This is a genomic window from Sulfobacillus harzensis (genome assembly GCF_012933365.1).
Taxonomy (GTDB): Bacteria; Bacillota; Sulfobacillia; order Sulfobacillales; family Sulfobacillaceae; genus Sulfobacillus_B; species Sulfobacillus_B harzensis.
Genome location: NZ_JABBVZ010000024.1, coordinates 35072 through 45566, shown reverse-complemented (window position 1 = coordinate 45566; position 10495 = coordinate 35072). Strand labels below are relative to the sequence as shown.

Annotated in this window: 9 protein-coding genes and 1 tRNA gene; 9 read left to right on the top strand and 1 reads right to left on the bottom strand. The window is 59.2% G+C overall.

Going from position 1 to position 10495, the window contains the following annotated elements:
• The first annotated feature begins 683 nt into the window (after nucleotides 1–683).
• Entirely contained in the window at nucleotides 684–1556 is an 873-nt protein-coding gene (locus tag HIJ39_RS09170) for an undecaprenyl-diphosphate phosphatase (RefSeq protein WP_169098914.1), read from the top strand.
• 619 nt (nucleotides 1557–2175) lie between these two features.
• Here the strand turns inward: HIJ39_RS09170 and HIJ39_RS09165 are convergent.
• A tRNA-Pro gene (locus HIJ39_RS09165) sits at nucleotides 2176–2252 on the bottom strand.
• A gap of 64 nt (nucleotides 2253–2316) precedes the next feature.
• Here HIJ39_RS09165 and HIJ39_RS09160 point away from each other — a divergent pair.
• The 8 genes from HIJ39_RS09160 to secD are packed head-to-tail and all read left to right on the top strand — an operon-like array spanning nucleotide 2317 to nucleotide 10495.
• Nucleotides 2317–3378 (top strand): glucose-1-phosphate thymidylyltransferase, encoded by a 1062-nt coding sequence (locus HIJ39_RS09160; protein WP_169098912.1) that lies wholly within the window; start codon nucleotides 2317–2319, stop codon nucleotides 3376–3378.
• 21 nt (nucleotides 3379–3399) lie between these two features.
• Nucleotides 3400–3870 (top strand): dTDP-4-dehydrorhamnose 3,5-epimerase family protein, encoded by a 471-nt coding sequence (locus HIJ39_RS09155; protein WP_169098910.1) that lies wholly within the window; start codon nucleotides 3400–3402, stop codon nucleotides 3868–3870.
• 18 nt (nucleotides 3871–3888) lie between these two features.
• Nucleotides 3889–4917 (top strand): dTDP-glucose 4,6-dehydratase, encoded by a 1029-nt coding sequence (gene rfbB, locus HIJ39_RS09150; protein ID WP_169098908.1) that lies wholly within the window; start codon nucleotides 3889–3891, stop codon nucleotides 4915–4917.
• A complete protein-coding gene (locus HIJ39_RS09145) occupies nucleotides 4907–6286 on the top strand; it encodes a Mur ligase family protein (RefSeq protein ID WP_169098906.1) in 1380 nt (459 codons plus the stop codon). Before rfbB ends, HIJ39_RS09145 begins: the two co-directional genes overlap by 11 nt.
• A 4-nt stretch (nucleotides 6287–6290) precedes the next feature.
• Nucleotides 6291–8189, top strand: coding sequence for a selenocysteine-specific translation elongation factor (selB, locus tag HIJ39_RS09140; RefSeq protein ID WP_169098904.1), 1899 nt, complete (start codon nucleotides 6291–6293; stop codon nucleotides 8187–8189).
• Entirely contained in the window at nucleotides 8176–8880 is a 705-nt protein-coding gene (locus HIJ39_RS09135) for a PP2C family protein-serine/threonine phosphatase (RefSeq protein WP_169098902.1), read from the top strand. The genes selB and HIJ39_RS09135 overlap by 14 nt, the downstream gene beginning before the upstream one ends.
• Nucleotides 8837–9226, top strand: coding sequence for a hypothetical protein (locus HIJ39_RS09130; RefSeq protein WP_169098900.1), 390 nt, complete (start codon nucleotides 8837–8839; stop codon nucleotides 9224–9226). Before HIJ39_RS09135 ends, HIJ39_RS09130 begins: the two co-directional genes overlap by 44 nt.
• Nucleotides 9227–9280: 54 nt before the next feature.
• Nucleotides 9281–10495: a protein translocase subunit SecD gene (gene secD, locus HIJ39_RS09125; RefSeq protein ID WP_169098898.1), complete on the top strand. Its 1215-nt coding sequence runs from the start codon at nucleotides 9281–9283 to the stop codon at nucleotides 10493–10495.

Sequence of the window (10495 nt, the reverse complement as noted above, 5' to 3'; positions counted from 1 at the left end):
ACCCTCATCATACTCCCCGTGCCGACGCCCTTTTTTCATGTGTGTGAGTGCCCTGCAGGGGCATGCGTGTCTCCTTTGGTATTCCTAGACACGATACGGGAAGTGGCCAATAATTGGAATCAAGCGGATTTGGATGCGCACCATCATCGTCATCATCACCATGACTGAGATCGGGCTCGAGACGATGTGCTGGCGCCCGTAAGGATGGAGGCTTTCTGCTTCTCTTATGAAGAAGGGCAGGAAGCCTTTTTCACGCCTCGCAGCGACCCGGGACCCGGAATCCATTGTCACACGGATGGTCGGCGGAATTGCGATGGTATTAATCGGGCTTGTTTTTTGGGAACTCGGGTTGGTCACGCCGGAGTCGGGTGGGTGGTTCGGTATCCACGCTATTCCAACGGACGCATGGTGTCAGCGGTCATATTGGAGAGGCTATTGGGTTCGTGTTTACGTCAACGCTTCTGAAGAGGCGTCAGGGTGTCGTGAATACGTTGGCAAGTGTTGGCCCCATCGCTATAACGCCTCATCGGATCATTCGACGACCATGGGCATTCTTAGGGCGCTTGATGCGGGCGGCCCGGGTGCCTGGGAAAAAGTAGAGCCCAGTGCGCTACAATGTTGGCTTTCGATCGTTGTAGAAACAGGGACTTGGCTGGTATCGCTGTCACAAAGGGGTGCATGCATTGACGCATCATTATCTGATTCCGGCGCTCATCGCCGGTCTTATTCAAGGGATCGTCGAATGGCTGCCGGTGAGCAGCAAAACCATGATTACCATCTATTTCACTGTCATGGGAATAAAGGTTCAGAATGCTTATGACCTCGGCCTCATCGCCAATTTCGGCTCGTTTTTCGCGGCTCTGTATTATTTCCGTCGAGAAGTGGTCCAGACCATCAAGGCGCTGGGTCATCCCTTCGGGTCTGATTATTACGCCCGGCTTTTGCGGTTTCTATTCGTTGCCACACTGGCCACCGGAGTCACTGGCATTCCCGCCTATATTGTGGTGCGGCACGCATTCAGCTCCATTGGGGGCTCTGCAGCCATGGTCATCGTCGGTATCTTGCTTGTATTTACGGGATTTGTTGTGCGAAACAAGGAAAAAATGGTCGATCGCAGTCAAGCGGCGACTACAGAAACCTCGCAGGCCGGGTCGGAACATGGGCGGGTTCCGGGATTCTGGGCGGCCGTCGTCACCGGTGCTATGCAGGGGTTGGCGGGGTTGCCCGGAATCAGCCGCAGCGGCATGACCATTACTCCCTTGTTATGGTTTGGATTCGAAGCCCGGGAGGCAATTCGTTTCTCATTCATGCTGGACGTCCTAGCGCTGGTCGGAGCCGGCCTGGTGCCGCTGCTCATTGGGCATGGCGGAACGGCCGCCGTGGCCCAATTGGGACTGACAACCACTATCTTGATGATCGCCGTAGCCAGCGTGGTGTCCTTCATGGCCATTACCGGAGTACTTCGGTTGGCGAGTCGGTGGCGCACGTCTACCGCCACGTTTGTCATTGCGGGAATAACGCTGGTGGTGGCGTTGCTGGCGTTAGCGGGGGTCTAATTAATCCACTCAGGAGACACGGCAGGATTCAGTATTCACGTTCGCCGGCCGTCTTGATGACAATCTCAAGCTGGGTTGGTCCGGAGGGAGACGAAATCGATAGGGGGTCCCGGTCGCGCATGTCATGCGATCAAGTCGGTGCGTCGTCGGGGGTAGGTGGATCGTCCGGTCAGCGAGCGAGGTTCGGCCCTTAAGTTCCCGCGCGGTTCACCGGGGCGGTTAAGCCGAATCATCATTAGTCCGATGAACGGGAGAAGGGATTGACGGGCCACTTCGTCTGGCGGTTCTGACCGACGGGCCCTCGCTGTGCCCAGACCGCGGGCTCTCGCACGTGGGATGGCTCTTGCCACTCCTAGCGAGTGTCAGCGGGATTATGTGGGATGCTGTAATCGAACTTATTGCACGGTTAGGCCTTTAAACGGTTCCGGTGGTATCCTGGAATGACTATCGCCGGGATAAGCGTTGTCAGGATGGGCAGTGCGCGGCGTCTGTGATGCTAGGTCGCCTCATCGCACCACGAGTCCGTCCCAGAGGGAATAACCAAAAAAGGAACGGTCTGCATCGCGCAGACCGCCTGAACGTTCACGAGTCAAAAAAGGCGTTAGCCTTTAAAAATAAATGGTCGGAGAGACAGGATTTGAACCTGCGACCTCCTGCTCCCGAAGCAGGCGCGCTACCAAACTGCGCTACTCCCCGACGACCGTAGGTTATTATATGACGTATAAAGCTGTTCGTCAATTAGGCAAAGAGGGGTGTGCGCGTGAAGGGATTGTTGTTGGCCGGTGGCACCGGCAGTCGATTGCGGCCGTTAACCTACACGGGAGCGAAACAGCTTATTCCGGTGGCCAATCGGCCCATTCTTTTTTACGCCGTTGATGCCATGGTGGCATCCGGCATTCACGACATTGGCGTCATTGTGGGCGACACCAAAGACGAAGTGATGCACGCCCTGGGCGATGGGGGTCAATTTGGGGCGAACATCACTTATATTCCCCAGTCGGCGCCTCTGGGACTCGCGCATGCCGTAAAATCGGCCCGGGAGTTTTTGGGGGACGACCCATTTTTGATGTTTTTGGGCGACAATTTGCTTCGCGGCGGCCTTGGCACGCTGGTGGAGCGTTTTCAAGCGGGCGATTATGCCGCCTCGATTTTGCTGACGGCGGTCGATGATCCGCGTCAGTTTGGCGTGGCCGTGTTAGAGAACGACCGGGTGGTCAGGCTAGTGGAGAAGCCGAAGGAGCCGCCGTCCAATTTGGCGTTGGTCGGCGCCTATTGTTTTCAGCCCGTCATCCATGACGCCATTGCGCAATTAAAGCCCTCCTGGCGCGGGGAATACGAGATTACCGACGCCATCCAGTGCCTCATCGACTGGAATTTGAATGTGGATTCCACCCGAGTGGAAGGGTGGTGGAAGGATACCGGGCGGCCGGAAGATGTCTTAGAAGCCAATCGGCTGGTGTTGGAGGATTTGGCCACCCGCATCGAGGGGCAGGTGGATGGTGAGAGCCGCATCACCGGCCGAGTCGTGATTGAGCCCGGTGCCGAAGTGGTGCGCTCTGACATTCGCGGTCCCGTGACCATTGCGGGAGGAGCCCGGATCGAGGATAGTTATATTGGCCCTTATACGGCGGTCGGCCCGCAAGTTGTGATCCGCCGAACGGAAATTGAAAACAGCGTGATCTTGGCTGACAGCAACATCGAGGACATTCAAGAACGCATCGACCAAAGCTTGATTGGTCGGGGGGTGCGCGTCGCCGGCGGGCGGCGTCGGCCGCGCGGCCTTCGTTTGGTGCTGGGCGACCAAAGCCGCATTGACGTCTAAAGTAAAGGGTGGGAAGAGCGGATGAGTCAATTTGGCGCCATTGAAGGCGTTGTGGTGAAGAAACTGGTGCGCCATCCGGACGACCGGGGGTTCTTTCAAGAGATTTTGCGAGATGATGATGAGCTTCTGCGGCGTTTTGGACAAGCGTCGCTGTCCATGAGCTATCCCGGGGTCATTAAGGCCTTCCATTACCACGAGCGACAGGATGACCTGTGGTTTTTCCCGGTCGGCTCGGCTCAGGTGGTCCTCCACGATTTAAGGCCGGATTCCCCGACCAAGGGCATTACCCAGGTACTCTATGCGGGCGAGGACCATCCCATTTTAATTGTCATTCCGGTGGGCGTCGCCCACGGGTATCGTGTCCTGGGTCCCAAACCTTTGATGATTGTTTATTTCACCACCGAATCGTATCGTCCGGACAATCCGGATGAAAAGCGGTTGGCCTGGGATGACCCGACAATTGGCTTCGATTGGAGCACTCAGTTTCGATAACAGGCGGGAGGTTTGTTTGTGCGCATTCTGGTCACCGGTGGTCTAGGGTTTATCGGCTCCCACCTGGTTCGCCGGCTGTTGAACGAGCCCGACATTCAGGTGGATAATCTGGACGCGCTCACCTATGCGGGAAATTTGGCCAACCTCGCGGACTTGGCTGACCACCCGCGTTACACCTGGCACCGCGCGTCGATTACCGACGCGGCGGCCGTGGAGGCGATCTTTGCCAAAGCCAAGCCGGACGCCGTGATGCACTTGGCGGCGGAGTCGCATGTGGACCGCAGCATTGAAAACGGCATGCCCTTTGTCGAGACCAATGTGGTGGGCACCGAAGTGCTGTTGGAGGCGGCCCGCCGCCACCAGGTACGCCGATTTCTTCACGTCTCGACCGATGAGGTGTACGGCAGCCTGGGTCCTGACGGCTATTTCCGGGAGGATACACCGCTTCAACCCCGGAGTCCGTACTCGGCCAGCAAGGCGGCTTCCGATATGCTGGCGCTGGCCCAGTATCACACCTATGGTCAGGATGTGGTGGTCACCCGCTGCTCCAACAATTATGGCCCGTATCAATTCCCGGAGAAATTGATTCCGCTGTGGATCACGAACGGGCTGGAAGGAAAGCCATGGCCCATTTATGGGGACGGCCTCAACGTGCGGGATTGGATTTACGTTGAAGATCACGTCGAGGGCTTGTGGCTGGCCTTGACGCGGGGCAAGGCGGGCCAAGTGTACAATCTCGGAACCCGAAATGAGCAGTCCAACCGGGAGGTCGCCCAGGCGCTCTTGGCGTTGATGGGCCTGCCACCCGAGACCGTGGTGCCGGTGAAAGATCGCCTCGGGCACGATCGCCGCTATGCCATCGATCCCGGCTACGCGGAAAAGGAATTGGGCTTTACGCCGCGCGTTTCTTGGGAGGAAGGGCTCCGCCGGACAGTGGACTGGTATCGCACCCACACCGAGTGGTGGCAAGCCGTCAAGTCGGGGGATTATTTGACCTACTACCGCCGCCACTATGCGCAGTTGGAGTCCGGCGAGCATGAATCCTAGAACCTGGCTGGCGGTTTGGGCGGCGCGGCTGGTGGGATTTTTAAGCCGCCTCACGGGTCGGGGTGGAAGTTCCATCACCGGGCTGGTGGCGCGCCGGATTGATCCCCGGGTGTTGATTCGCGTGTCGCGGCGTTTCGCGGGCGGATCATTGCTTTTGACCGGGACCAACGGCAAAACCACCACGGCTGCCATGCTCCGTCATATTCTCGCAGGCAGCGCGGGACGCATTTTAGCCAACCGCTCGGGCGCCAATCTCATTTCCGGCCTCACGGCGGCCTTCGTGCAGGCGGAACGGTGGCGCATCGTGCCGCGGGCGAAGTGGGCCATTTTGGAGACCGACGAGGCGACCATGCCCCGAGCGGGGCTGGAGATTGAGCCGCGGGCGATTGTGGTCACCAACTTCTTTCGCGACCAGTTGGATCGCTACGGCGAGCTTTCGACGACGGTGAATTACGTGGCCCGAGGCATCGAGCACCTTCAGGCGGGCGGCACCCTGGTGTTGAATGCCGACGATCCCCAGGTGGCGCGACTCGGTACCGGACAGGCGCACGTTTTATACTACGGCCTTGAGGGGCAGCCGGGAATGGAGGCGGCCGGTTACGATGCGGTCGACGCCCGCTATTGCCCCGCGTGCGGTACGGCCTTGGTCTACGATCGCCGCTTTTATGCCCATGTGGGCCACTATCACTGCCCGCATTGCGGATGGCGGCGGCCAACGCCCGACGTGCTGGTGACCCGGTGGAGCCGGGCGGAGGAAACCCTGTGGGTGCGGATTGACGGCGAGGAACGGCCATTTCGCTGGCGGTTGCCTGGGGTCTACAATATTTATAACCAAGTGGCGGCGATGAGCGCCGCGTTGGCTTTAGGGATTAATGCCGGGGTAGTGGCCGAGCAGCTGCAAAGTTTTCGACCCGCATTTGGGCGCATGGAACTGGTGCAGGCGGGAGACACGCGGTTGTGGCTGGCGCTGGTCAAGAATCCGGTGGGATTCAATCAGGTGTTGGGCGCCATGAGCGAAGACGACCAGCCGCATCGCGCCGGGCTGATTGTCATTAATGACCAGTACGCCGACGGCCGGGACGTATCCTGGCTCTGGGACGTAGATTTTGAGCACTGGATCCCGAAATTGGGCATCGACTCCTGGTATGTTAGTGGAATTCGAGCCCGGGACATGGCTGTGCGGCTTAAATATGCAGGGGTTGAGCGCGATCAGGTGGTGGTGGATGAGAGCATCCCCAACATACTGCAGCGTGCCATGGATGACCTTCAGGGGGGCACGCTCTACGTGTTGCCGACCTATACGGCTATGTTAGAGGTGCGCAATTTATTGACGCACCAGGGACTAGTGAAACATTTTCGAGAGGGGTAGGAGCATGGCCAATCCTACACGATATCCGGTTATTGTGGGAACGGCCGGCCATATTGACCATGGCAAAACCACCTTGGTCAAGGCGCTGACCGGCCAAGACGCGGATCGCCTGCCCGAGGAAAAAGCGCGCGGCATCACCATCGACTTGGGTTTTGCCCATATGACGCTTCCCTCCGGGCAGCGCCTAGCTTTCATTGACGTGCCCGGCCATGAGCGTTTTGTGAGAAACATGGTGGCTGGTGTGCACGGCATGGACGCGGTGATGCTGGTGGTGGCGGCGGATGAGGGGGTCATGCCGCAGACCGAGGAGCATTTGGCCATTTTGCGCCTTTTGGGTGTGAAAAGGGGGTTTACCGTCATCACCAAGGCGGACTTGGTCGAGGCCGACATGTTGGACTTGGTGCAAGAGATGGTCCGTGAGGCGGTGCAGCACACCTTCTTGCAGTCGGCGCCGATTGTGGTGGCGGACGCTGTTTCCGGTCGTGGATTGGATACCGTGGTCAAGGAATTAGAAGCCCTTTCGGTCACGGTGGAGCGGCGGGCGGATCGCGGCGCTGTGCGCCTTCCGATTGACCGGGTGTTTAGCGTCAAGGGGTTTGGCACCGTGGTCACGGGGACTTTGGTGACTGGCACCATCGGGACGGATGCGGCGCTCAGCGTGGTTCCGCTCGGAAAAAGCGTGCGCGTTCGGGGACTTCAGGTGCATGGCCGCACCGTCAACGAGGCGAAATCCGGCCAGCGGGTAGCGGTCAACTTGGCGGGGGTGGAGCGCGAAGAGATTGAGCGCGGCCAGGTTGTGGCGTCGCCGGGAACACTCATAGGCGTGGATGTGGCGGTGGTGGACTTGGAGCTCTTGCCCTCGGCTCCGCCGCTCACCGAAAAGACGCGCGTGCATGTCCATGCCGGCACGGCCGAGGTATTAGGACGGGTTTACTTTTACGACCGGGGTGAGTTGGCTCCGGGAGAGAGCGCTTTTGCGGAAGTGCGCCTGGAGTCAGTCATGCCGCTCACGCGCCATGACCGGCTGCTGATTCGCTCCTACAGCCCGGTGGTGACCATCGGGGGCGGCATGGTGCTGGAGGCGGGCACGCATCATAAGCGAAAGGAGCCGCATCTCATCGAGCGGCTCACACGGCTTCGGGATCAGGATGACATCGGCATCATTGAGGCGGCCCTCAAAGAGGCGGCGGCGCCGCTGGCCCTTCAGGATTTGGAGCGGTTGAGCGGATTGACGCGGGACGAGATTCTTTCCGGGCTTCATGATCTCCCGGGGATATTGGCCCTGGAGGGAGAGATGTTCTGGCATCGGGAAGCCCATTCGGTCTGGGCCGAGAAAGGCCGGGCGGTCGTCGAGCGCTACAGCCAGGACCATCCGGTCAAGCCCGGCATGCCGAAAGAGGAATTGAAGGCCAAAATGGCCGCCAAGTGGCCTCAGCGCGTGTTTCAAGCGGTCATCGAACAGGGTCCCTGGACGCTGGATCGGGAATGGATTCGACTCCAAAAGGAGCCGCCGCCACTGCCTTCGCCGTGGCCCGAGACCATCGAACGGGTGTATCAGCTGATTCGAGACGGAGGACTGAGGCCGCAAGGGTATGAGGAGGTGCAGTCGGCGGCGCGTTTGGAGCGAAGCGCCTTCGATGACATTGTCGAATATCTCTTTCTGGCCGGAAAACTTCTGCGGCTGGAGGATGGGCTCGCCATCGCCGCGGATGCATATCGCGAAGGACGGGATCGGGTGATGGCGGCGATTCAAGAGCAGGGTCCGCTCAGCACCAGTCAACTGCGGGATGTGCTGGGGATCAGCCGGCGGCATGCGGTGCTCTTCTTGGAGCTTTTGGATCGGGAACGGGTGACGCGCCGCGTGGGCGATATGCGGGAGTTGGTCTCAAATGCAGCGAGTTGAAGTGGCATGGAGCAAGATGCCTAAAGGGGCGCTCGGCCAGAGCGGGGACAGCATCGAGCTGGTGGAGCGCCCCTTAGGGGGATTGACGCTGATTCTCGCGGACGGCCAGGGTTCAGGCCCGGCCGCGCGCCGGATTAGTCGCATGGTGGCCATGCGGGCGGTGCAGCTCATTGCGGACGGGTCGCGCGATGGTGCGGTGGCCCGGGCCGTCCAGGACATGCTTTACACGGCTCGTGAGGGCCGGGTCACGGCCACCTTGGCTCTCTTGTCGGTGGACTGGCACACCCGGACCCTGGTCATTGCCCGGAACGCCCCGAGTCCCGTCCTTTGCCGTCAAGAAGAACACGTGTTTCGCCTGGAGGGCGGCGCCGAGGTCATCGGCACCTATCGGAAGACCCGGCCGGCGATGACGGAGCTCGAAGCGCTCCCCGGGAGTTTGCTTCTCACCTGCTCTGACGGTCTTTTGCATGCGGGGCGCCGCTATGGAACGCCCTTTGATTGGACGGCCTGGGAAGAGCGGTTTTTATCCATTAGCGTGGACGAGCTGGGCCAGTTTGTGGACGAGCTAATGGATCACGCGCTGGATCTGGAGCGCGGCCGACCCACCGATGATATCAGCATCATGGCGCTGGGATTGAAAGGAGACGATGAGTCTGCTCGGCGAAGCCTCTATGCCAGCATCCCCTACTAACCCCGTGGTTTTGGTGGGCGTGTGCGCCGCTGGGAAAACCACCGTCAGCCACATCTTAGAGGAGCGCGGCATTGTCGCCAAAGCCGTGGCTCAGGAGCACTCGCAAGTGCCCGAACTATACCGGCGTACGGGCTCGACGGTGGTGATGCTCTGCGCCAGTTGGCGGACGGTCCACCAGCGGCGCGCTTTATCATGGGATCCCGCTTTTTACCGCACGGAATGGGACCGGCTTCGCGACGCGCGCCATCATGCGGGACTCATTGTCCATACCGACAGCTTAAATCCGGAACAGGTGGCCGATGTGATTGAAGATTGGCTTCATCGACAAAGAATACCCGTTCATTGACAGGGTATTTGGCCAAGGATATAATAAACTGATTTTTTGACAGGAGGCGGACGCATGCGTCCAAGGAGCATAGCCACTTTGCTCGCGCTGATCGCGGTCATCATCATCGCTGGCGGCTACTTTTCCGTAATAAATCCCATAACCAATCATTTGAAATACGGGCTGGACTTGAAGGGCGGCGTGACCGCCACATATCAGGCTGAGCCTTCTCCCGGGGCTCCGGTGAATAAGAATGCGATGGCGAAGGCCATGCAAATCTTGTCATACCGCGTCAATAAATTGGGGGTTAGCGAGCCGGTCGTTCAAGAGGTCGGCCCCAAACGTATCACCGTCGACCTGCCCGGTGTCAAGGATCCCGAGCAGGCGCTTCGTTATCTAGGGCAGACTGCCTTGCTAGAGATTAAGGATCCCTCCAGCAAACAGGTGCTGTTGACCGGTCGAGACTTGACCAACGCGCAGGCGGCCATTGCCGGTGGCCAGTACGTGGTGAACCTGTCGTTCAATAGCGAAGGCACCAAGTTGTTTGCTTCGGCCACCAAAAAATATCTCGGCCAGCCGCTTCCCATTTATCTGGATGGGAAAGAGCTGGAAGCGCCGGTGGTTCGGGATGTGATTACCTCGGGTCAGGCGCAATTAACGGGGAATTTCACCACCCTTAAACAGGCTCAGAAAACGGCGCTGTTGCTGCAGTCCGGGGCTCTGCCGGTCAAACTCAAGGTGCTGAGTGTGGAGACCATCTCGGCGACCTTGGGCCACCAATCCGTCATCAACTCGGAACGGGCGGCGGCCATTGCCATCATCCTCATTGCCCTGGCCATGATGTTTTGGTACCGGTTGGCCGGATTGCTGGCCGACATTGCACTCGGGGTGTACGGCTTCTTATTGCTGGGCGCCTTGTGGGCGGTGCATGCTACCATCACCATCCCCGGCATCGCCGGTATTATTTTGTCGATGGGCATGGCGGTGGACGCCAACGTCATTATCTTCTCCCGGGTGCGCGAAGAAATGGTGGGCGGAAAGACGCCCCGGGCCGCAATCGAGGTGGGATTCCGGAACGCTATCCGAGCGATTATGGACTCGAATGCCACCACCTTCATTGCCGCCATCATTCTCTTTTTCCTGGGAAGCGGCAGCGTCAAGGGATTTGCTCTGACGCTTATGATCGGCATTGTCATTTCGTTGTTTACCGCTGTGATTCTTACGCGGCAATTCATTCGACTGGCGGCAGACGCCGGATGGGCACGCATCCGGGCCGTCTTTGTCGGTTAG